A 22,595-nucleotide genomic window follows, 5' to 3' on the forward strand; every position below is an offset into this window, starting at 1 on the left:
CATTGCGTTGTCCTGTTCTCATCTTCGGGGAATCGAATACCGATATCATCTGAGCGAAGGGTTAACCCGCTGAGCCTCTGGTCAGACGGTTAGTCGAAAGGATAGGCGCCCCTATCGGGTCGTGCCGCGGCCTATCATTCGGCGCGGGAATGGCGCTGGGAACGGGGCGGGCAGATGGTTAATTTTGCAGGGAAAAATGCGGTTTCCGAATCTTTGATTCGGTGCAAAACGCCATAGGATAAACGCAAAAACGCCCGCGCGGGGCGGGCGATTATGGTTTACAAGCCAGAGGGGAAGTTGGGCGCGCTACGGGTGAGGCGCAGGGTACGGACTAGGGCGTTTTAGGCGGCGAAAACGGGCCTCAAACGAAGCCCGCGTCGCGCGCAATGATCGCTGCATCCGTACGATTCTTTGCGTCCAGTTTTCGGCAAAGTGTTTTGACGTGCAGTTTGATCGTCACTTCTTGCAGATCGAGGTCGCGCGCGATCTCTTTATTCGACTGCGCGCTCATTAATCCGCGCAGCACTTGACGCTCACGCTCTGACAAGGCTTTCTCGAAATCCGTCTCTTCGGGGTTGTCTTTGCCCGACATGAAGGTGACCGGGGCATAGGTCTCTCCGGCGGCCATAAAGCGGACCGCGTTGACCAGTGACTTGGCGGGCAGGGTTTTGGGCAGAAAGCCGATTGCCCCCATTTCCAGCGCCTGTTCGGCGATCAGCCGGGTGGCGGTGCCAGAGATCAGGCCGACGGGGCGGCCCTCGTTGACACCAAGCACGGTTTGCAGGCCCTGCAGCCCCTTCATGCCGGGCATCGTATAATCGAGCAGAACCAGATCGTAGGGCGGCTCGGACTTGATCTTGTCCAAGGCACCGGCCAGATCGCATGCCGCTTCGGTGACGGTCGCCCCATCGGCATCAAGGAACATGGCAATGGTCTCTCGGACCATGTCGTGATCATCGGCAATTAAAATACGCAAAGACATAATAGATCTCCTGAAGCCCAAATGGCCGGCGTTCTCTAATGGGTAGAATGTGCCCGTTTGAAAAGAAAGATGAAAGCCCGTGGGACAAAGGACGCAAAGGCATGCGCTGCTATCCTTTGGTATGGCAGGGCAGGGCGGTCCGGGGCAGGTGCACCTATCCTTTGGTATAGGGGGGATGCGCTTCTGCGCATTCGCGCCTCTCATTAGGTCAGGGTATGGTCAGGTCATAACGTCAGATAAGGAAACGAGACATGATTTTTCAGAATCTTAGCAAGACCATCACCGCAGCCGCGCTCACCATGGGCCTTGCTTCGGCGGTTGCCGCCCAAGACGAAGAGGCTGTGCTCCACGTGACGCTGGCCGGGGAAACCCATAACTTCACCCTGTCTGACCTGCAGTCGATGCCGGTCTCAAGCTTTGAAACGACAACGATTTGGACCGATGGCGCGCAGGAGTTCGAAGGCGTTTCTCTCAAGGATCTCTTCGACACGTTGAACGTCGAAGACGGCACAATCACCGCGACGGCCATCAATGACTATGCCGTGGAAATCCCGATGTCCGACGCCGTCGAAGGCGGCCCGATCATCGCCTACCACACCAATGGCGAGGAAATGTCGCGCCGGGACAAGGGGCCACTTTGGGTCGTCTACCCTTACGACAGCGACATCGCTTACCAGACTGAACTGGTCTACAGCCGGTCGATCTGGCAGCTTGATCGCATTAGTGTCGAGTAACCGACAATGGCGCAGAGGGCTTGGATGAACGACGCAGGAAAATTCGGACCCGCGCGCGCCAGAAGCCGACAGGTATTGATGCTTATCCTCGTGGTGGGGATGAGCATCGCCGCCTATCTTGCCTATAACGTCTGGGATCGGATTCAGGCGCTCGACAGTGCGCAACAGGACCACGCCGAATGGGTTTTTACCCAGATTGAGATCGAGTTCCTCAAGACCGACCGCGCATTGGCGCAGGCAAAATCCGCCACGCCCGAGGCGCTGGATGAGTTTCGCAAACGGTTCGACATCTTCTACAGCCGCGTTTTGCTGGCCGAACGGGTGCGCAATAACGCAAAGGCCAAACCCAAGATTCGCGAACTGCGCCTCCTGCTGGATGGGTTCTTACCGGCGATTGACGGCACTGACGCCGAACTGGCCACAGCGCTGGATGATATCGATACGATGCTGCGCAGCGTAGAGGATGTCCCGCGTGAGATTGCCTTGACCTCTATCGCCATCGCCAACGAGATGTCCCAGAACGAACGCCGTGAAATCGTGCGGCTGATCGAAGCGATGGCGGCGATCGTGTTGATCGTCACCCTTGCCTTGGTCGGCGCGGTCTACCGCCTGTCGCGGCAGGCCAGCCGGTTGAACCGCACCTCGCAATTGGTTAAAGAAAACCACCTGCGCCTTGCCACCACCCTTCAAGCATCGCTCGACGCCATCGTCGTTATCAACGACCAAGGCGAGATCGAAGATTTCAACGGCTCCGCCGAAGAGATATTCGGAATCACCCATGAGGCCGCAAAGGGCAGGGACTATATCAATCTGTTGATCCCGCCCGCCGATCGCAGCGTGCACCGCGAGCGGCTTGAGAAATTCCGCCTGACCGGAGAGACGGAGGTCGCCGATAAGGGGCGCCGCGAGTTTGAGATGATCGACCAAGCCGGGCGCATTTTCCCGGTGGAAATGTCCGTGTCGCAATCGCCATTGGGGCAGGGGTCGCTTTTCATCGCTTATATACGGGACATCACCGAAAAGCGGCTCCGCGAGGCCGAGATCATTGCCGCGCGTGACGAAGCTCTCCAAGCCTATCATGAAAAATCGCGGTTCTTCGCCATGATGAGCCACGAGATGCGCACGCCGCTCAATGGTGTGATCTCAGCTTTGCAACTGCTGCAAGATGACCGGCTCGACGATGAGCAAAAGCGCTATCTTGATGCGGGGATGACCTCGGGTGAGATTTTGTTGGGCCACATCAACGACGTGCTGGCCATCGAGCGCAGCGAGGCGGGCACCTATGAACAGGTGCGTCAGACCTGTGACATGACAGTGCTGATGGCGGGGATCATCAACACGATGGACCCTCTGGCCGAGGCCGGGGGCACGCGGCTGCACCTCGATTTGACGCAGTTGGACGACAAGGCCATCGTGACGGACCCGCGGGCGATCCAGCAGATTTTGGTCAACCTTCTGAGCAACGCGATCAAGTTTAGCCCGGGCGGCGATGTGACCCTGCGCGGGTGGTTCGCCAAATTCAGCACGCAGGGGGAGGAGTTCCACCTTCAGGTCGAGGATGACGGTCCCGGCATTCCAGCGGGGGATATCGACCGTATCTTCGAAGATTTCGTCTCGCTCGACAGCCGCTATGAGCGGCGCACCGGGGGCACCGGTTTAGGGCTTGGGATCGTGCGTCGTTTGGTCAAACGGTTGGGCGGCGAGATTACGTGCGATTCGACCGTGGGCGAGGGGGCATGTTTCACGCTGCGCTTGCCGGTAAAGCTTGCCGACCTGGCAGAGATCGACTGCGACGCCGCCCCCGACCCGCAGAAAAAGCGCGTCGAGGCGTTACCGGCAAAGCGGCTCAACCTGCTGCTGGTGGACGACAATGAGATCAACCGCGAACTGATCATGGCAATGCTTGAGAAGATCGGCCATGACGTCACCCTTGCCACCGGTGGACGCGCGGCGATCGAGCTTGCCGAAGACGCGCCCTTCGATGCGATCCTCATGGATATCTCCATGCCCGAGGTGAATGGCATTCAGGCGACCAAGGCGATTCTCTCCGGCGAGGGCCCCAATCGGGAGACGCCGATCATCGCCGTGACCGCCCACGCCTTGCCGAAAGAGCGCGCGGAGTTCAGCGCGGTCGGGATGTCGGGTTTTTTGCAAAAGCCGCTGGATATGAAAGTGCTGCGCGCAAAGCTGCGCGAGCTTTCGGGCCGTGAGGTGATGCCGGAACAGGCCCTGCCAGAGCGTTTGGCCAGCGCGCAGACATCGGTGCAGGCCAAATCCGCGAAACGGCCATTGTTGAACGAACAACAGATCGCGGACCTGATCGACTTGCTGGGCGTGGAGAAACTGCGCGAGCGGGTAGAAAAACTTGGCCAGAAGGGCGCGGATGACCTGCCCGTCCTGATGGCCGCCGATGGCTTGCCCGATTTGCAAGCGCAGGCCCATGCCATGGCCGGGATGTGCGGCATGCTTGGGGCGGACCGGCTGCATGGCCTGCTCAAAGAGATCGAGACCGCCTGCAAGACCGGCAAAGACGACGAAGCGCGCGGGCTGTCAAAGGCTTTGCCCGAAACTTGGGACGCGACGCTGGCGGCAATGAATGCGCAGGTCGGGCTGTAACGGGGCGTGTCTGACCAGGGCGGGGGCAACCTATCCTTAAGACTAGCCCGTTTATACCCCCGCTCAGATGCAGCGCTGCAAAGCGCGACCTATAGTTAAATATACCCGCCGATAGACGGGTCTGCACGAAGGCGTCATTGACCAGACCAATGACCGCGTCTCAAGCTGGCAACCGGTTCATTTCGACCGTTTCGCCCGAGAATATGCTTCCCGGCGCGGGCCTTCTCGGGAGCTGCTGCCCGTTCCCCTACCCCAGGGAGCGGCTCCTAGATAGACTTGCAGCGATGCGCCCCATTGGTTTTCCTGTCCCTCCCCTTGGGGAAGACCGGGGGCGCATACGGGCGGTTCGAGCGGGGCTGTTTCACCTATCTGTGCGTTTATCACGCTTGTCGCAGCGGCATCTGGGCCGACCGCGCGCAGCTTCCTTTTGGAGCGGCCCAACCCCACGATCCGATGAACTGCCCTGTTGCATCCGCGCCCGCTGGGGCATAACAGACAATAGTTTACTAAAAGAATCGGATTAAGGGGGCCGCAGTGCTCAGAACATTGTCATTCATTTGCTTGGCCTTTGGCGCGACTGCCGCCTCGGCGCAGGACTTTCCCGTCACCGTTGAACACGCTTTCGGCGAGACCACCATCGAAGAGCGGCCCGAACGGGTGGCCTCGGTCGGCTGGGCCAATCACGAGGTGCCCTTGGCGCTCGGCATCGTGCCCGTCGGCTTTGCCCGCGCCTCATGGGGGGACGACGATGGCGATGGGCTGTTGCCTTGGGTGATCGAAAAGCTTGATGAATTGGGCGCAGAGGTGCCCACGCTCTTTGACGAGGGCGATGGCATTGATTTCGAAGCCGTGGCCAGCACCCAACCCGATGTGATCCTTGCCGCCTATTCCGGTCTGTCGCAGGCGGATTATGAAACGCTCAGCCGCATTGCGCCGGTCATCGCCTATCCCGAAGCCGCCTGGACGACGACCTGGCGCGAGATGATCCGCCAAAACGCGGCGGGCCTTGGCATGGCCGAAGAAGGTGACGCGATGGTCGCCGAAATCGAAGAGCGCATTGCCACCGCCCGCGAAGAATATCCCGAACTGGCCGGCAAGACCGGGATGTTCGTCACCCATCTCGATCCGCGCGACCTCAGCACCATCGGTTTCTACGCCGCCGCCGACCAGCGGGTGCAGTTCCTGACCGACATCGGCATGGCGACGCCCCAAGCGGTGCGCGCGGCCAGCGAGGCCGGGAAATACTCGGGCCGGGTCAGCGCAGAGCGGATCGATCTGTTCGAAGACGTGGATGTCGTGGTCACCTATGGCGATCAGGCGCGGTTGGACGAACTGGCCAAGAACCCGCTGATCGCGCGTTTCCCCGCCGTCGCCCGTGGCTCGGTCGTGTTGCTGGCGAATGACCCGATGGGCACCGCCGCGAACCCGACGCCGCTGTCGATCGACTATGTGCTTGACGATTACCTCGCGCGGCTAAGCGCGGCCGCCACGCGCGGCGAGTAATGCAGGTGCAGCGCCCCCAACGGCTGGCCGGTCTCGCGCTTTTGCTGGGCCTGCTGCTGCTGATGACCGGCCTGTCGCTGACCGTGGGCGCGCGTTCAGTGCCTTGGGCCGAGATCTGGGCGGGCATGACCGGCCGGGTTGAGACCATCGGCGCTGCGGCGGTCGCGGTGCGGATGCCGCGCACGGCGCTGGCCATTCTCGCGGGGGGCGCGCTTGGCCTGGCGGGGGCGGTGATGCAGGGCATCAGCCGCAACCCACTGGCCGATCCGGGTATTCTGGGCGTCAATGCGGGCGCGGCGCTTTTCGTCGTGGTGGGCATCGCTTGGTTCGACATCAGCGGCGCGCAGAGCTTTCTGTGGCTCGGCATCGCCGGGGCGGGGGTGACGGCGGTTTTCGTCTATCTGATCGGCTCCGCCGGGCAGGGCGGGGCGACGCCGCTGAAGCTGACCCTTGCGGGCACGGCGACCTCTGTGGCGGTGTCGGCCTTCACCATCGCGGTGGTCCTGCCGCGCAATGACATCGCGGGATCAGTGCAATCTTGGCAGGTGGGCGGCATCGGCGGCGCGAGCTTTGAGACGCTCTTGCCCGCCATGCCCTTCGCGCTGGTCGGGCTTGCGCTGAGCCTTGCTTCAGCCCGGGTTCTCAATGCTTTGGCCTTGGGCGAAGAGCTTGCCACCGGCCTTGGCCAGAGCGTGGCCTTGGGCCGGGTCATGGCGGCGGCGGGGGCTGTGATCCTCTGCGGCACGGCAACGGCGCTTTGCGGGCCGATTGGCTTTGTCGGGCTGGTGGTGCCGCATCTGTGCCGGATGATCGCGGGCGTTGATTACAAGCTGGTGTTGCCGCTTTCGGCCTTGGCGGGGGCCTCCATGCTGGGGCTGTCGGATGTGCTGGGCCGGGTCATCGCGCGCCCGAATGAGTTGGACGTGGGCATCGTCACCGCCTTCGTCGGCGCGCCCTTCTTTATCTGGACGGTGCGCAATCACAGGATGCGGGGGCTATGAGCGATGTGATCCTCGCCGCGTCGCGCAGCACCCGCCGCGTGGCCGCGCGCCGTCTTCAGGTGTTGGGGTTTCTGGCGGCGCTTGTGCTAGGCTTGGTACTGCTGACGCTCAGCTGCGGACGGGGCTGCGTGCCGCCGGGCGATGTGTGGTCCGCGCTGACCGGTGCGCCGGAGGCGAATGCCGCTTTCGTGGTGACCGAGTTACGTTTGCCGCGCGCGGTTATGGGGCTGCTCGCCGGGGCGAGCTTTGGCTTGGGCGGGGTGGCGTTTCAGATCATGCTGCGCAATCCGCTGGCCAGCCCCGACATCATCGGCATCAGCGCCAGTGCGGGGGCGGCGGCGGTCTTTGCCATCGTTATTCTGGCCCTCGATGGGTGGTTGGTGTCGCTGGTCGCGGTGGCGGCGGGGCTTGGGGTCGCGGCGCTGATCTGGGCGCTGTCCTCGCGCCGCGGTGCTGCGGGGGCGCGGTTGATCCTGATTGGCATCGGCGTCTCGGCCATGCTCGACAGTGTAACGGCCTATGTCTTGCTCGAAGCGCCCGCATGGGACCGGGCCGAGGCGATGCGCTGGCTGACCGGCAGCCTCAACGGCATGCAGCTTGTCCAAGCGCTGCCCGTGGCCGGGGCGCTGTTGGTGTTCGGAGGGCTGCTGGCCGTTACCGCCCGCGATTTGGAGGTGCTTCGCCTTGGCGATGACACCGCCGAAGCACTTGGCGTGCGGGCCGATGCCACGCGGCTGCGGGTGACACTGGCCGCCGTGGGCCTAGTGGCCATCGCGACGGCTGCGACCGGGCCGATTGCCTTTGTCGCCTTCCTTGCGGGGCCCATTGCGGCGCGGCTCTTGCCGGGGTCGCGCGGATTGCTTCTGGGGGCCGGACTGGTGGGCGCGGTGCTGGTCATCACAGGCGATTTCGTGGGGCAGTTCCTCTTGCCCGCGCGCCTGCCTGTCGGCGTCGTCACCGGAGCAGTCGGCGCGCCCTTCCTTTTGTATCTCATCGTCCGCGCCAATAGAAATGGGGGCACGCTATGACCCACGACCACCGTCTTGAAACGCGCAATCTGGGCGCGGGCTATGAAAAGCGCGTAATTTTGGAGGATGTCTCTCTCACCCTGCCTGCGGGCAAGATCACCGCCATAGTGGGCGGCAATGCCTCGGGGAAGTCGACCCTGTTGCGGACGCTGGCGCGGATTTTGCAACCGAAATCCGGCGCGGTCCTGCTCGATGGACAGTCGGTGCATCAGATGAAATCGCGCAAGCTGGCGCAGGTTATGGGGTTGTTGCCGCAATCGCCCATCGCGCCCGAGGGGATCGCCGTGGCCGACCTTGTCGGGCGCGGGCGGCATCCGCATCAGGGGCTGTTCTCGCGCTGGTCGGCAGAGGATGAACGCGCTGTCGCCCGCGCGCTCGCCGCGACCGGGACCGAAGAACTGGCCGAGCGCGATCTTGATACCCTGTCGGGCGGTCAGCGCCAGCGGGTGTGGATCGCCATGGCCTTGGCGCAAGAGACCGACCTGTTGTTGCTGGATGAGCCAACAACCTTTTTGGACGTCGCGCATCAAGTAGAGGTGCTGGACTTGCTTGTCGATCTCAACACCGCACAGGGCACAACGATCGTCATGGTGCTGCATGATCTCAACCTCGCGGCGCGCTATGCCGACCACCTGATCGCCGTGGGCGATGGCGGCATCCGCGCCGAGGGGCCGCCCGCTGAGGTCCTGACAGAGGGCCTGGTGAAAACCGTCTTCGGCCTGTCGTGCCGTATCGTCAGTGACCCCGTCTCTCAGACCCCCAGCATGGTGCCGATCGGGCGCCATAAAATCGGGCAATCACGCAAAGAAGCCGCAGCTTAAAATAACTTACTAAATTAGTCAGATTGACTCTGGCGCCCTCCGTATCATAGGGGTAAGTAAATCCCGACTGATTCACTAGGTTATTACGGAGACCGCCATGTCCTCTTCTAAATTCATTCCCCTTCAACTAGGGCGCGGCTCTCTCAAGACGGCGCTTTTGTGCTGTACGGCGCTGGTGCCCGGCGCAGTCTCCGCGCAAGAAACCTACCAGTTGGACGACGTGATCCTAGAGACCAGCGCGCAAACCTCCGGCGCGGCGGATGCCGAAACGGTTGTCGCCAGCGAACTCAGCAGCGGCGGCAAATTGTCGGGAGAGATCATTGATATCCCGGCCAGCGTCTCTGTCATCACCAGCCGCGAGATCGAAGCGCGCGGCGCGGATAGCGTGGAGCAGGTGTTGAACTACACCGCCGGCGCCAGCACCGACAGCTACGGGGCGGACGACCGGTTCGACTATTTCATTCTGCGCGGGTTCGAAGCCTATACCTACCGCGATGGGCTGACATTGGGCCCGAACTTTGGGGCCATCCGCGAAGAGCCCTTTGCCTTTGAGCGTGTGGAAGTCATCCGGGGCGCATCGTCTTCGACCTTTGGCCTTTCTGACCCCGGCGGCTCGGTCAACTATGTCACCAAACGCCCGCGCGACGAGCGCTTTGGCAGTGTTTACACCTCGGTGGATTCCTACGGCAGCTTGGAAACCGGCGTAGATTTCGGCGACACGCTGGATGAAGAAGGCACGCTCAGCTACCGTTTCACCGGCCTGCTGCGCAACGGCGAGCTTGAGTATCCCTATTCCGAGAACGATGAACTCTTCGCGATGGGTGGCCTGACATGGCGACCCACCGATGCGTCTGAGCTGACCGTGATCGTCGATCACCTCGACCGCGATTCCGTGCCCGGCAGCGGTGGTTTCCCGGCGGGCGGCGATTTTGACCGCAGCGACGTGTTCTACGGCGAGCCGGACTATAACTACCGCGGCACCGAACGGACCACCGTTTCCGTTCTGGGCGCGCATGACTTTGGCAACGGGCTGAGCTTTGGCGGCACCCTGCGCTACAGCGACAGCGCAGATGACTTTGGCTATGCCTATGTCAGCGACTATACCCCGAATGACAGCATGGTAGATCGCGCGTTCTTTGCCAGCGACGGCACGAGCGAGAACATTATCTCCGACCTGCATCTGACCTATGAAGGTTTCCTTGGCGGGGCGGCCAGCACCACCACGGCGGGGGTCGAATTCTCGTGGTCCGACGAATCCGATCAGCGCTTTTATGGCGCGGCGCCGTCGGTTGACCGCGACAACCCAAGTTACACAGGCCGTCCCACCAGCGTGCAGATGTTCGCCGATCTCGACACAGAGACGGAAGGCAAAGCGATCTACCTCCAGCAAGAGCTGAACTGGGACGAACGTTTCATCGCCTCCTTCGGGCTGCGTCACGACTGGATCGACGTGACCGAAACCAACAACCTTGCCGGTACGGTGCAGACCAACGACATCAGCGAGACGACAGGCCGCGTGGGTCTGACCTATAAGATCAAGCCGAACGTTTCGGTTTTTGGGAACTACGCGCAGTCGGTCGTGCCCGCAGGCTTTGGCGTCGAGCCGGAAGAGGGCGAGCAGTTTGAGCTGGGCACGAAATGGCAGCCCATGGGCACCAATGCGCTGCTGACGGCCTCGGTCTATGACCTGTCGAAAAGCAACATCACCCGCACCAACCCGGCGACCAACCAGCCGGAAACCATCGGCGAAATCGGTGTCCGCGGTATCGATCTGGAAGCCAAGGCCGAGATGGGCGCCTATACCCTCACCGCCGCCTACAGCTATCTGGATGCCGAGATCAAAGAGAACGGCACCTCCGGCAACGTCGGCAACCGTCCCGGTCTGGTGCCTGAAAATGTCGCCTCGATCTGGGCCAGCCGCACATGGGAAAACCTTGGCCATGGTGATCTGACGGTTGGGTTGGGCGCGCGGTTCAACAGCGGCTATTACTACAGCGACAGCAACGCCACAGGCGAGACGGGCAGCTTTGTCGTGGTGGATGCGGCCGTAAGCTATGACCTGTCCGAGCAGACCACCCTGTCGGCCAATGTCACCAACCTGTTCGACGAAAAGCACACCTCCTACGGCGGTTTCTACGCTGACTTCTACAGCCCCGGCCGTGAAGTCACCGTGAAGCTGGCCCATAGCTGGTGAGCCTAAGGCGCGGCACCACCCTCGTGTGCCGCGCTTTTCTTTGACCGGGAGGAGCCCCAGATGACCATCGCCAAAGCCAAGACCACCATCCCGATGGACGCGCCTCAGGAGATGCTCTCGCAGATCCTGTCGCATCTTGTTGATGACCACGGCATGGCGTTTCGCGCCAAAGGGGCGACCGGTCATGTGTTTGAGCAAGACGGCTACCGGGTGGCGTTCGATCTTTGCCCGCGGGGGCTGGAAGTCAGCCTTGAGGCGCCCGGCGAAAACGCCATGCAGTTCTCAAAAGAGGGCATGGTGCATCACGTGGCAGAGTTTGATCCCGCGCTGGCCGATCGGATCCGCTGGCAGGGCATCTCGCAAGAGGCCGGTGCCACGCCGCAGAACTTTCGCCTGCTGACCGTGCTGAACAGTGAAATCCTGTTCGAGGGGATGCAGCGTGTCACCCTGCATTACCCGGATATTGCCGAGCTCGCCGCGCAGGGGCTGCATCTGCGGTTGATCCTGCCGCGGGATCCCAGCCGCGTGCCGGTGTGGCCCGTGATGGGTGCCAACGGTGCGCCGGTCTGGCCAAAGGGCGCGGATGAGTTGCACGCGCGCTATGTCACGCTCAAGAACATCCGCGCCGCGCGCGAAGAGGTCGATATCGACGTGGTGCGCCATGGATCGGGACTGATTTCGCAATGGGCGCAGAACGCCCATGCCGGGCAACGGATCGGGGCGATGGGGCCGGTGGGCATCAGCGCCTTGCCCGAAGCATCTTCCTATTTTCTGGCCGCAGATGGCACGGGGCTGCCCGCTGTGGCGCAGCTTTTGGCGCGCCTGCCAGAGGATGCGGTGGGCGATGTGGTGGCCGCCCTGCCGCGCGGCGTGTCCTATCGGGACTACCTGCCCAAGACCAAGCTGCGCGTCCATGCGCTGCCGCCCGCCGCGTTCGAGGTCGAGGTGCTTGGCCATGCGCAGGCGCTGACGGATGACGGTCTGGGCTATGCCTTCTTTGCCGGAGAGTTCCAGAACGCCCAGCAGTTGCGCGGGCATTTCAAAACCACCCTCGGCATGGATAAGACACGCCAGATTTGCACGGCTTACTGGCGGCGGGGCTGAGCGCGGCTTAGCGCCACGGCCCCGTGTCACCACGTCTGCCGGCCTTGGGGATACGGCTGCTGGTGGTGGGGCGGGCGCTCTCTGTCCGCACCGGAGCCGCCGTGGGCGTCATCGCACGCAGGGCCGCGATGCGGTTTTCCGTGGCCGGGTGTGTGGCAAAGAGACTGTCATGTTTATGCGCGTGCAGCGGGTTGATGATGAACATATGCGCCGTGGCCGGGTTCCGCTCGGCGGCGTGATTGTCGATCCGCGCGGCGCCCATCGCGATTTTCTCAAGCGCTGAGGCCAGCCAGAGCGGATGACCACAAATCTCGGCCCCTGCTTTGTCGGCGGCATATTCTCGCGTTCGGCTGATCGCCATCTGCACCAGCGCTGCGGCCATGGGGGCAAGAAACATCATCATCAGCGTGCCGATCATCCCCATCCGTTCGCGCGCGCCGCCAAAGAACAGGGCGAAGTTCGCCAGCATCGAAATTGCGCCCGCGAAGGTGGCCGTCACGGTCATGATCGCGGTATCATGGTTGCGGATATGGGCCAGTTCGTGCGCGATGACGCCCGCCAGTTCCTCGCGGCTGAGGCTTTGCATTAACCCTTTCGTGACCGCCACGGCGGCATTGGCCGGGTTGCGCCCGGTGGCGAAGGCGTTGGGCTGGGGCGTGTCGATCAGATAGACCTTGGGCTCGGGCAGGCCTGCATTCCCCGCAAGCTCTGCCGTCATGGCGTAGAGCCCCGCGCGGTCCCCCGGCGAGACGGGCTGCGCATTGTGCATCTTGAGCACCATGCGGTCGGAGTTCCACCAGGTGAAGGCGTTCATCCCCGCCGCCACCACCAGCGCGATCAGCGCACCGCTCGATCCGCCGATCAGGTAGCCGACCCCCATGAAAAGCGCGGTCATCGCCGCCATCAGCATCGCTGTCTTTACATAGCCCATCTTGGTCTCTCGCGGTTGTCCTTTGATAGGAAATATGGGGCAGCTTCCGCACTGTGCAAGGCCAGTGCCAGCGGGAGAGTTTGGGCCACGGTCCCCCCGCCGGATGCGATGTGCCGGAAGGCCGGGCCGTTCCTGCGCGGCGAGTGGATCATCCCGCTGAGAACAAGGGGCCCGCTACTGGCTCGCCATGCCCGCCAGCATCGCGGCCATGGCAACGAGGTGGACCAGCGTTATCGCCCGATCGTTCCAAAGCACCCCGACGATCAGCCAGCCCAGAACCCCCACCACAAAGAGGTAGAGGTTCCAAGGCGTCCAGCCAAAGCCGGTGGCGGCATAGCCAAGGATCTGGATCACCGAAGCCACCCATTTGACCCAGAACGCCAGCTGCGCAGGGGCCGCGCGCGCGATCACCTCAGACGCCACGGGTCAGCCCGCCATCGATGCGCCAGTTCTGCCCGGTGACATAGGAGCCGCCTTCGGAGGCGAGCCAGCCGATCAGCGAAGAGACTTCAGCCTCGGTGCCATAGCGCCCCATGGGGATGCGCGCGCGGCGGTCTTCGGTCTCGGGCAGGCTGTCGATAAAGCCGGGGAGGACGTTGTTCATGCGGATGTTTTGGCCCGCGTATTGATCGGCATAGAGCTTGGTGAAACCCGCGAGCCCGGCCCGGAAGACGCCTGAGGTGGGGAACAGCGGGTCCGGCTCAAAGGTAGCAAATGTCGAAATATTGATGATCGCGCCGCCGCCCTGCGCCGCCATGATCCGTGTCACCAGACGGGTGGGGCGGATCACGTTCATCAGGTAGACATCCAGCCCGCCGTGCCAGTCTTCGTCGGTCATCTCTAGGATGTCGCCTTTCGGCCCGTGTCCGGCGGAGTTCACCAGCACATCAACGCGGCCCCAGCGGTCCATCGCGCCATCCACCAACTGGGCCAGCGCCTCTTGCGATTGGTTCGAACCGGTGATGCCAAAGCCGCCCAATTCGGTGCCAAGCGCCTCTCCCTTGCCGGAAGAGGAGAGCACGCCGACCTTAAAGCCATCAGCGGCCAGTTTGCGGGCCGCCCCCGCGCCCATGCCGCTGCCGCCTGCGGTGATCAGGGCTACTTTTTCTGTTGTCATCGGATATACTCCATATGCTGTGCAGCGATTGCGCTGCGGTGTTATGGGCTTTTAATTAGGCGTGGTGCGCTGTGCTGGCCAGCCAGATGCATTGTCGTATGACTGTAGGAATTCTATCGTGCCCACAGACTTTCCTCTGCCGCCCCTGAACGGACTTCGCGCCTTTGCTGCGGCGGGGCGTCATATGAACTTCCGCGCCGCTGCGGATGAATTGGGCGTCACCCAAGGGGCGGTCGCCCAGCAGGTGCGCGGGCTGGAGGATCATTTGGGGCTGCGCCTGTTTCTACGCGAACCGCGCGGCCTTGCCTTTACCGACGAAGGGCGGGCCTATCATGCCTCTGTATCGCGTGCGTTTGAGCAGTTGAGCGAGGCGACGGATGCCCTGCGCAGCGCGCCCGCGCGGGTGACGGTCAGCGTGACACCGACCTTTGCGTCGAAATGGCTGATCCCTCGGTTGTCAGACTTCACCGAAGCCCATCCCGGCATAGACCTGCGCATCACGGCGACGGAGCGGGTGGCGAGCTTTCATGCGGATGGGATCGACCTTGCCGTGCGTCAGGCGCGTCCGCCTTTTGGTGCCAGTCTGCGGGCTGATCTGCTGTTCGCGCAGAAGGTTGTGGCGGTTTGTTCGCCCAGTTTGACGGCTGACGGCACGCCATTGGATGCGGCGGGTCTGGCGCGACTGACCCTGCTCCACGACACGCATGATCTTTGGCCGCGCTTTGCACAAGAGGCGTTTGACAGCACCGTAAAACCAGCTCGGAGGCTGCGGTTCAACCAAACAACGCTCAGTCTGGATGCCGCTCTCGCCGGGCAGGGGGTGGCGCTGGCGAGCCGCTTTTTAATACAGCGCGATCTTGAGGCGGGGCGGTTGGTGTGCCCGGTGTCTTATGTGATGGAGGGCGGGCAGGACTTCTATCTGCTCTCCCCGCGCCAAGGGGGCTCAAGTGCTGCGATCATCGTGCGCGATTGGCTTTGCACGGTGGCAAAACGCGAGGCGGGTTAGTCCGGCGCACGGGCCTTCAGGTGCAGGAAGCGGCCCTTTCCTGCCGAAATGTAGTGCTTTCTCTCTCCCCCGTTTTCAATGTGCGCTCGGATTGCGCGACCGCGCGGGTGAGGGCCATCTTCAGGCAACTGGTTTCGCCACCCCCACACCGCAGTCGGCTTTCCCTCGTTGTGCTTTCTGCTCAGCGGTCTGTCGAAACCTTTTGGTTTCACGTTTAACACTGTGCCGATCCGGTCACTGGGTAGAGGCGGAAAATATCATCGCCCATTGGGATGAGGGCGTGGCGCTGGCCTTGCCAGCCCGACCGATCCGGACCAGCGCGGGGCGGTCCTATGGTGGTTTTGTCCGATCATACCGATGCTTCCGATGTGGTGACGCACCTTGCGGCGGTGGTCAGCACCCCCGCGGGGACCGACCGCACGGGGCACGCGCTCCGGGCTCTCCCGGTCTAGCGTCTGGGGATCCTGCGATGTGCCGTCAGGAGGAGGCCACCGCATCGGGCCGCCCTTTGAGAGTGGGGAAATCCACGAAAAAGGTCGTGCCCTCACCCTCGGCTGTTTCAAAACGGATTTCGCCGAGGTGCTGATCCACGATGGCTTTGACGATGCTCATGCCCAGCCCATGCCCTTCTTCGACGCGGTAGCTGGACCCGCGGGAAAACCGGTCGAACAGGACCGGCTGCAGTTCCAGCGGCAAGCCGCTGCCGTGGTCCTTGACCCAAAACCCGGTGCCATCCTCCGAAAGGCCAAGCTGGACCGTGCCCCCTTCGTCAGAGGCTTTGATCGCGTTGGACAACAGGTTTGACAACAGCCGCATGAGCCGCCCCTCGTGCAGCCGCAAAAGCGGGGCGGGGGCCTCGGACGGGGTCATTTCCAAACCGACACCGCGCTCTTTGGCGTAGGCGACCAAGGTCTCTGAGGCTTGGGCCAACAATGGCGCCAAGGGGCGCTCAGAAAAGCCCGATTGATCCGGTCTGCGCAGGGTCTCTACATCCAGAATATCCCCCACCATCTGGTCGATTGCCCGCGCGTTGCGCAGCGCAAGTTCCAGCAGTTTGCGCTTTTGCGGCGGCAGGTCGCCGGGGCTGACCTCAAGCAAGCGCAGCGCCCCGGTAAGCGCGGTCAGCGGTGTTTTCATCTCGTGGCTCACCGTGGCGATAAGCTGGTCCTTGGCGCGCTCAAATTCGCGCTGTTCGCTGACATCGCGCACCACCCCAAGATAGCCCAGATGTTCGCCGCGATCTGTCTCGACCTTGGCGGTGGCGACTTGGCCTTCGAAGGTCGAGCCATCGGCGCGGCGGCAGGCGACGGAAAACGCGCCCTGCGTGCTGGCCGTGCTGGCATTTGACAGCTCTTCGCCCACGCGCTCATAGCTGCCGAGGGTCTCGTAGAGAACGGCCGTCTGCCGCCCCAAAAGCGCGTCGGGGGCATAGCCGAAGAGGGTTTCGACCGCCGGATTCACCAGCGCCACGCGGCGGTTGGGGTCGGCCATGATAATGGCCTCGGGCACGGCATCCACCATTGCCTTGAGCAGCCCACGCTGTTCGCGCAGCGCACGGCGTTCGGATTGCAGGGACAACTCACGGCTCAACCACCGGGAGAGGAAGTGGACGAATTCAGTCTGCGCCTTGCTGAACGGGGCCGGGCGCGGGGCGGTGCCGGAAAAGTTCAACGTCCCAAACAGCGCGTCACCGGTTTTCAGCGGCGCCCCGATATAGCTTTCCAAACCGAAATTCTCATAACACGGATGGGTCGAAATCTCTTGCTGACCGGCGTGGTGGAAAGAGGTCACATCGGCATTGGCAAGCGTGTGCAGGCAATAGGTGCCATTGATGTCAAAGGTGCTGCCGGGGGCAGGCGCCCAGTCAGGGCCGTGGACATAGACACATTCGTAAACCGGATGATCCACGCGAGAGACGATACCGAGCTCAAGATCAAGTGCCTCTGTGCCCAGTTGCAAGAGCTTGGCGATCTTGTCTTCGACGGAAAGATCAGGCTCGACAGCAAGCATATAGAGTTGCCGCAGCGGATCATCGAAATCCGCCAAGGCGTTGTAAAAATCGTTCATCATTGCCTCTGTCGTGGTCTTTGCACCTGACTTGGCGATAAGGCAGATGTTTCATTCAAGGTATCCCCCTCACGCTCCGCTGCCAATGCCGCAACGGGTAAATTGGGACGGGAATGAGGCTTTTCACCCCGGTAAAGCAGATTATTGTGGCCTGACGGACGGAAGAGGGCGGCCAAGTGCGGCAAGTCCTGCCTCAGAAGGGCAGAAACCGCCAGCCTTTGCAAAGCGGTGGCCATCGCCGTTTCTATGGCTATGGTACCGCCAACGAGGGTCGCCAAAGAGGAGAGTTGACCATGCGATTGATGCGATACGGGGCGCGTGGCGGGGCAAAAACGCCGGTGGTGCTGGATGCGGCAGGGCAGGCGCGGGATGTCAGCAGCCTTGTGCCGGACTTCACGCCCGAGACCATTCCGACATTGCGCAAGATATTGGATGGCGTCGATCTGGAAAGCCTGCCGCTGTTCGAGACCAAAGATCAGCGGATCGCTGCACCGGTCAGCCAGCCGCGCAACATCTGGGGCGTGGGGTTGAACTATTCCGACCATGCGGCGGAATCGGGGATGGACGTGCCGACCGAGCCGATCCTGTTCACCAAGGCCAGCCGCACCTATTGCGGGCCGAATGATCCGCTTCTTTATTCCAAAGAGATGAGCAAACTTGACTGGGAGGTCGAGTTGGGCGTGGTGATCGGCCATACCGCGTTGAACGTCAGCCGTGATCAAGCGCTGAACCATGTCCTGGGCTATTGCGTTGTCAATGACGTGTCGGAACGCGCTTGGCAGGCCGAACGGGGCGGGCAATGGGTCAAAGGCAAGAGCTTTCCCAACTTTTGCCCCACGGGGCCGGTTTTGGTGACGGGCGATGAGGTGGGCGATCCCGGCAAACTGTCGCTCTGGGCCGAGATCAATGGCGAACGGCTGCAAAACGGCACGACCGAGAAGATGGTTTTTGATGTGGCGACGATCGTTTCCTACATGTCCGAATTCATCCAGCTAGAGCCCGGCGATCTGATCTGCACGGGCACCCCACCGGGCGTGGGCATGGGGTTCAAACCGCCACGCTACCTTAGCCCCGGCGACCGGGTTCGGTTGAGCGTCCAAGGGTTGGGCGAGCAAGAGCAGGTGGTAGAGCGGCTGCCCGTGCGTTGAAGCGGCCAGCCGCCACGGGTGCCACCGGCGAGGGCGATGGCGGGTGACAGGATCGGGTGTCTAGGCGACCTCGGCCTCGCGCGCTTCGGCGGCGGCGACAGCGATGGCGGGGCGCAGGGGCAGGGTCAGCAAAAAGCTGCTGCCCTTGCCCATGATACTGGTGGCGACAAGGCTGCCGCCATGGGCCGTGGCGATATCGCGTGAAATCGCAAGGCCCAGCCCGGTGCCGCCAAAGCGGCGGGTGGCGGTGGAATCGACCTGATGGAAGGGCTCGAAGACGCGCTCCAACTCGTTCTCCGGGATGCCGATGCCCGAATCCGTCACGCGGAATTCAACCACTTCCCCGCGGATGCGGCAGGTCAGCGAAATGGTGCCTTGGTCCGAGAATTTTGTCGCGTTGCTTAGCAGGTTGATCAACACCTGCTGGATGCGTTTGCCATCGGCCAGCATCACGCCGGTTGCCGATTTCACCTTCAGTTCCAGCCCCTTGTCTTCGACCATCGGGCGCAGCTGATCGGCGGTCGGGGTGACGATATCGTCGATCTGCACGGGTTCCATTGCGATCGAAAGGCTGCCTGCGTCGATCTTGGCAAAGTCGAGCACCTCGTTGATCAGGGTCAGCAGGTGATTGCCCGAACGCTCTACCGTTTGCATGATATCGCCCAGTTTGCCCATCGTGGCGGACAGTTTCGGCGCCAGCGTTTCACGGGTCTTGGGGTCCGCCTCGATAGCGGTGCAAAGGTCGCGCGCTGCCGGGGTACGGTCGAAATGCCGCGCAAGGCGGACATGGCCCAAGATGACCGTCAGCGGCGTGCGCAACTCATGGCTCAGCACGCCCATGAAATCGGTCTTGGCCTTGTTCGCGTCTTCGGCGGTCAGCAGCGCCTTTTTCAGATCGGTCACGTCAATGCGCAAACCCACAACGCTGCCATCCTCCACCCGCCGGTCCGAGGTGCGGATGATGCGGCCATCGGGCATGCGCTGTTCGGTTTCAAATGCGCCGTTCTCACGTTTTTCCAGCCAAACGCGTATCCATTCCTCTTCCTTGCCGACGGCATCGGGCACGATCCCACGGCGGATGCTGTCACGGACAATCTTTTCATAGGATGATCCGGGCTTTACCACCTCGCTATAGTCGTGGATTTCGCGGTATTTTTCGTTGCAAAGCACCAAGGTGCCCTTGGCGTCATACATGACAAAGCCATGGTCCAAAGCCTCGACGCCCGTGCGCAGCCGTTCTTCGGCAAGTTTGCGGTTTTCGGACAAGCCAATGATATACCACGCAAAAATGGTAACCCCAAGGGCACCTTGCAGACGCAAAATCCAGTTCAGCCAGAAATCAGGGCGATGCTCTGGCCAACCACCTTTGACGGTGGCGGCCAATTGCCAAGCGCCGAAAGCAAAGTTGAAATCGAGCTCGATGGGGTCGATCAAAGTCAACTCGGGGTCGCCGATGATCGTCTGTTCGATCTCTCCTTCGGGGGTCAGCTCGCGGATGGCCAGATCGTATTTTTCGGTCAGTTCGGGGATGTGCAGCTGCGTGACGAGCGCGTCGTAATCCACGACCATGGAGAGGATGCCCCAGGGTTCGTTCGGGGTGGGGGCGGTGCTGGTTGAATCAAAGATCGGATGCCGCAGGATCAGCCCCCGCCCGCCTTGCACCAGATCAACCGGGCCAGTCACCAGCCCCTCGCCGGTCCGCAGGGCCTCTTCGACCTTGGGCAGTTGCGCCGCGTTTTGGCGGTAGTCCAGCCCCAGCACGCCGCGATTGGCCTCATAGGGATGGACGATCGTCACAACGAGGTCGGGAGCCACGGCAAGGTTGATCACATCCGGGTTCTCGGCCATGAACTCTGCCGCGCGGGCGCTGAATTCGGATTGGGTGATCGTGGGGTTCTCGCTGATGACCGTGGCCAACTCACGCAGCTTCAGGATTTGCTCAAAGATGTCCGCGCGGATTTGTTCGCGGACTTCGATCAGCTCTAAAGTGGTATCAAGCTCCAGATCCTGCATGTAGGTCTGATAAGACAGGGTCTCGATCCGGAGGCCAAAGCCCAAGACAACGCCGCACAATACGACCAGAACGATAATTCGTTTCGCACGCTGAGACAGCGCATTTCTCATTTTTTCCATGCCGGCTTTGCCCAAATCGGTCTCTGTCCTCCGCGCTCCGGCCTTCTCAGTGCCCGATACGCCCTTAGGGCATTAGACTGCAGGGGTCTTTGTTGACGCAAGGAAAATACCCGGATGCAGACAAATGCTGGGCAACAGCGTCAAATTTGCAAGTGACGCCCTTTATTTTTGGGGCAATCGCCCCAGCAATTCAACCAAAACGCGGTGCAAAAGGGCGATATCTTGGGGGTTGGACATATTGGGCGCGTGGCCGCAATCGGGGAATTCACACATGCCGGGCCGCGGGCCGCTTTGGATCATGCGCTCTGCGGCCTCGGGCAGCAACAGATCCGAGCGAGCGCCGCGCAAAAGATGCGTGGGCGTGGTGGTTCGGTCCCAACGGTCCCAAGTGGAAAGCTCATGGGCTGAGGCGGTGAACTGCACGGTGATGCGCGGATCATAATGCAGGGTCAGCCGCCCATCCCCTCGGCGGCGCAGCGAAGACCGCGCCATGCGCTGCCAATAGGCATCGGCGGCGGGGCCAAAGGGGGCATAGGTCTGGCGCAGCCACGCTTCCCCTTCGGCAAAGCTGCCAAAGTCCGGCAGGCGGCCCACATAGGAGAGGATCCGGTTCACCGCCGCTGCGGGAAGTTCGGGGCTGATGTCGTTCACGACCAAGGCGCCGACCCGCGCGGTCTCGGAGCCCGAGGCCATGTGCATCCCGATCATGCCGCCCAAAGAGGTGCCAAACCACGCGGCGCGGTCAATCTGGAAGTGATCCAGCACCCCTGTCGCGATGCGCGCATAATGTTCGACCGAATACTCCGCCTCAGGGCTGCCCGCCCAGCTTGACCGGCCCCGCCCGATCATATCGGGGCAGAGCACGTGGAAATCCTGCGACAAGGTCGCGCCCAATTCGTCAAAGTCGCGCCCGGTGCGGGCGAGACCGTGCAGCATCATCAAGGCAGGGCTTTTGGGATCGCCCCATTCGGTGACATGGATTTCATGGTCCCTGACGGGGATGAAGTGGAAACGGGGGGAGGTCATCCGCGCGCGCCTTTCTGTATCAGGTTCAGCGCGCGGTTGGATCTGCCATCCGCGCCGTCGGTGAATTGCGACAGCGGCGGCCTCCGCACCTGTGCGACTGGGGGCAGCGTGGTCATGGAACGGCGGCGCTCCATCTGCGTGTCTTCATGGTATCCTCCCTAAACGGGCCAGCGCCATGTTGCGCCGTCTCCCCCCGTCGACTAGCTTAAGTTTTCAGCATCCGAAAAAGAAATAAACGGAGCAAGATGGTGGAAATACGTACCGATGATTGCTTCGAGACGGGGCGCTTTGCAGAGCTTGCCTTTGTGCATGCGCCCATCGGGCTGGTGGTGACCGAGAACCGCTGCATCCGCGATTGCAACAACGCCTTTGCGGCAATGTTCGGCTATGCGCGCGCCGATCTGCGCGACCAGCTTTTCGCCATACTCTACCCCTCGGATGAAGAGTTCGTAAACATCCGCGACCGGGGCGTGGACCAGCTGCGCAAGACCAATACCTATTGGGACGAACGCATCATGGCGCGGCGCGATGGCAGCCTGTTTTGGTGTCGTGTGCGGGGCCATTCCTTCACGCCGGAACGCCCGCTCGACCGCGCGGTCTGGAGCTTTGCCGATCTCTCCGCCGAGCGGCCCTACCTGCCGCTTACCCGGCGCGAGCGCGAGATTCTGAGCCATCTGGCGGAGGGGCTGACCAGCAAGCAGATTGCGCTCAACCTCGATATTTCGCACCGGACGGTTGAGGTGTACCGCGCGAAACTGCTCAAGAAATTCGGAGTCAGCAATACCTCTGGCCTGTTTCATTCGCTGGGCGGCATCGACAGCGATCATGTGGTGTCCAACAGCTCAAAGTGACGCGCGGCGCTCAGCCCGCATCACTCTGCCGGTCGGCCTGTTTTGACTGCGTCGGGGGTGGGGCCGCCGCGTGGGACTGATCCTCATCGTCGGGTTCTTGGGTTTTCTCGGCAGCCTCGGCCATGGCATCGGCCTGAGCATAGAGACTGCGGATCTCCATCAGGTCGGCTTTGGTTGGCGCCTTGCTCTGTTTCGTTGTTCCCGCAGAGGGGGGCGAGTCTGGGGTTTCACTATCTGTCATTGGCTAAACCGAATATTGAGCTTAAATCTCACGGCCAATCCCGTGGTGGGGCCTAGAGTACCGAAGGCAAATTTCGACGCCAATTGGGCAAA

Annotated in this window: 19 protein-coding genes; 11 read left to right on the plus strand and 8 right to left on the minus strand. The window is 62.1% G+C overall.

The window, feature by feature from the left end; genetic code table 11:
* Window positions 1-361: 361 nt before the first annotated feature.
* Window positions 362-982 carry a response regulator transcription factor gene (locus tag J3456_RS00355; protein WP_349578418.1) on the minus strand — a complete coding sequence of 207 codons (621 nt, stop codon included), beginning with the start codon at window positions 980-982 and terminating at the stop codon, window positions 362-364.
* 251 nt (window positions 983-1,233) lie between these two features.
* On the opposite strand from J3456_RS00355, the gene J3456_RS00360 reads away from it, so the two are divergent.
* The 8 genes from J3456_RS00360 to J3456_RS00395 all read left to right on the plus strand — a co-directional run bounded on the left by J3456_RS00360 (window position 1,234) and on the right by J3456_RS00395 (window position 11,983).
* Window positions 1,234-1,716 (plus strand): putative pterin-binding protein, encoded by a 483-nt coding sequence (locus J3456_RS00360; RefSeq protein WP_349578419.1) that lies wholly within the window; start codon window positions 1,234-1,236, stop codon window positions 1,714-1,716.
* A gap of 78 nt (window positions 1,717-1,794) precedes the next feature.
* The gene (locus J3456_RS00365) at window positions 1,795-4,332 is read left to right on the plus strand and encodes a hybrid sensor histidine kinase/response regulator (protein WP_349579116.1); all 2,538 of its coding nucleotides are present in this window, start codon (window positions 1,795-1,797) and stop codon (window positions 4,330-4,332) included.
* Window positions 4,333-4,866: 534 nt separating this feature from the next.
* A complete protein-coding gene (locus J3456_RS00370; protein ID WP_349578420.1) occupies window positions 4,867-5,835 on the plus strand; it encodes an iron-siderophore ABC transporter substrate-binding protein in 969 nt (322 codons plus the stop codon).
* Window positions 5,835-6,836: a FecCD family ABC transporter permease gene (locus tag J3456_RS00375; RefSeq protein ID WP_349578421.1), complete on the plus strand. Its 1,002-nt coding sequence runs from the start codon at window positions 5,835-5,837 to the stop codon at window positions 6,834-6,836. The genes J3456_RS00370 and J3456_RS00375 overlap by 1 nt, the downstream gene beginning before the upstream one ends.
* The gene (locus J3456_RS00380; protein WP_349578422.1) at window positions 6,833-7,864 is read left to right on the plus strand and encodes a FecCD family ABC transporter permease; all 1,032 of its coding nucleotides are present in this window, start codon (window positions 6,833-6,835) and stop codon (window positions 7,862-7,864) included. Before J3456_RS00375 ends, J3456_RS00380 begins: the two co-directional genes overlap by 4 nt.
* The gene (locus J3456_RS00385; RefSeq protein WP_349578423.1) at window positions 7,861-8,685 is read left to right on the plus strand and encodes an ABC transporter ATP-binding protein; all 825 of its coding nucleotides are present in this window, start codon (window positions 7,861-7,863) and stop codon (window positions 8,683-8,685) included. Before J3456_RS00380 ends, J3456_RS00385 begins: the two co-directional genes overlap by 4 nt.
* 97 nt (window positions 8,686-8,782) lie before the next feature.
* Entirely contained in the window at window positions 8,783-10,879 is a 2,097-nt protein-coding gene (locus tag J3456_RS00390; RefSeq protein ID WP_349578424.1) for a TonB-dependent siderophore receptor, read from the plus strand.
* Window positions 10,880-10,939: 60 nt separating this feature from the next.
* Window positions 10,940-11,983 (plus strand): siderophore-interacting protein, encoded by a 1,044-nt coding sequence (locus J3456_RS00395; protein ID WP_349578425.1) that lies wholly within the window; start codon window positions 10,940-10,942, stop codon window positions 11,981-11,983.
* 7 nt (window positions 11,984-11,990) lie between these two features.
* On the opposite strand, the gene htpX is transcribed toward J3456_RS00395, so the two are convergent.
* The 3 genes from htpX to J3456_RS00410 form a co-directional block, all read right to left on the minus strand.
* The gene (htpX, locus tag J3456_RS00400; protein ID WP_349578426.1) at window positions 11,991-12,914 is read right to left on the minus strand and encodes a zinc metalloprotease HtpX; all 924 of its coding nucleotides are present in this window, start codon (window positions 12,912-12,914) and stop codon (window positions 11,991-11,993) included.
* A gap of 174 nt (window positions 12,915-13,088) precedes the next feature.
* Window positions 13,089-13,337, minus strand: coding sequence for a DUF6552 family protein (locus tag J3456_RS00405; RefSeq protein ID WP_349578427.1), 249 nt, complete (start codon window positions 13,335-13,337; stop codon window positions 13,089-13,091).
* Window positions 13,327-14,031 (minus strand): SDR family oxidoreductase, encoded by a 705-nt coding sequence (locus J3456_RS00410; RefSeq protein ID WP_349578428.1) that lies wholly within the window; start codon window positions 14,029-14,031, stop codon window positions 13,327-13,329. The genes J3456_RS00405 and J3456_RS00410 overlap by 11 nt, the downstream gene beginning before the upstream one ends.
* 118 nt (window positions 14,032-14,149) lie before the next feature.
* Here J3456_RS00410 and J3456_RS00415 point away from each other — a divergent pair, with 118 nt between their 5' ends.
* Window positions 14,150-15,037: a LysR substrate-binding domain-containing protein gene (locus J3456_RS00415; protein ID WP_349578429.1), complete on the plus strand. Its 888-nt coding sequence runs from the start codon at window positions 14,150-14,152 to the stop codon at window positions 15,035-15,037.
* A 477-nt stretch (window positions 15,038-15,514) separates the two neighbouring features.
* Here the strand turns inward: J3456_RS00415 and J3456_RS00420 are convergent, their stop codons facing one another.
* Complete coding sequence (locus tag J3456_RS00420; protein WP_349578430.1) at window positions 15,515-17,104, minus strand: GAF domain-containing sensor histidine kinase; 1,590 nt, start codon at window positions 17,102-17,104, stop codon at window positions 15,515-15,517.
* Between the two features lie 293 nt (window positions 17,105-17,397).
* Between J3456_RS00420 and J3456_RS00425 the strand changes: the two genes are divergently transcribed.
* Window positions 17,398-18,252, plus strand: coding sequence for a fumarylacetoacetate hydrolase family protein (locus tag J3456_RS00425; protein ID WP_349578431.1), 855 nt, complete (start codon window positions 17,398-17,400; stop codon window positions 18,250-18,252).
* A gap of 60 nt (window positions 18,253-18,312) precedes the next feature.
* On the opposite strand, the gene J3456_RS00430 is transcribed toward J3456_RS00425, so the two are convergent.
* Complete coding sequence (locus J3456_RS00430; protein WP_349578432.1) at window positions 18,313-20,385, minus strand: sensor histidine kinase; 2,073 nt, start codon at window positions 20,383-20,385, stop codon at window positions 18,313-18,315.
* 162 nt (window positions 20,386-20,547) lie between these two features.
* Complete coding sequence (locus J3456_RS00435; protein WP_349578433.1) at window positions 20,548-21,411, minus strand: alpha/beta fold hydrolase; 864 nt, start codon at window positions 21,409-21,411, stop codon at window positions 20,548-20,550.
* 245 nt (window positions 21,412-21,656) lie between these two features.
* On the opposite strand from J3456_RS00435, the gene J3456_RS00440 reads away from it, so the two are divergent.
* The gene (locus tag J3456_RS00440; RefSeq protein WP_259946172.1) at window positions 21,657-22,262 is read left to right on the plus strand and encodes a LuxR C-terminal-related transcriptional regulator; all 606 of its coding nucleotides are present in this window, start codon (window positions 21,657-21,659) and stop codon (window positions 22,260-22,262) included.
* Between the two features lie 10 nt (window positions 22,263-22,272).
* On the opposite strand, the gene J3456_RS00445 is transcribed toward J3456_RS00440, so the two are convergent.
* On the minus strand, window positions 22,273-22,422 hold the full coding sequence (locus J3456_RS00445) for a hypothetical protein (protein ID WP_259946170.1): 150 nt from the start codon (window positions 22,420-22,422) through the stop codon (window positions 22,273-22,275).
* Window positions 22,423-22,595: the final 173 nt, after the last annotated feature.

The sequence above is a fragment of the Sulfitobacter sp. NFXS29 genome (genome assembly GCF_040148765.1).
GTDB lineage: Bacteria > Pseudomonadota > Alphaproteobacteria > Rhodobacterales > Rhodobacteraceae > Sulfitobacter.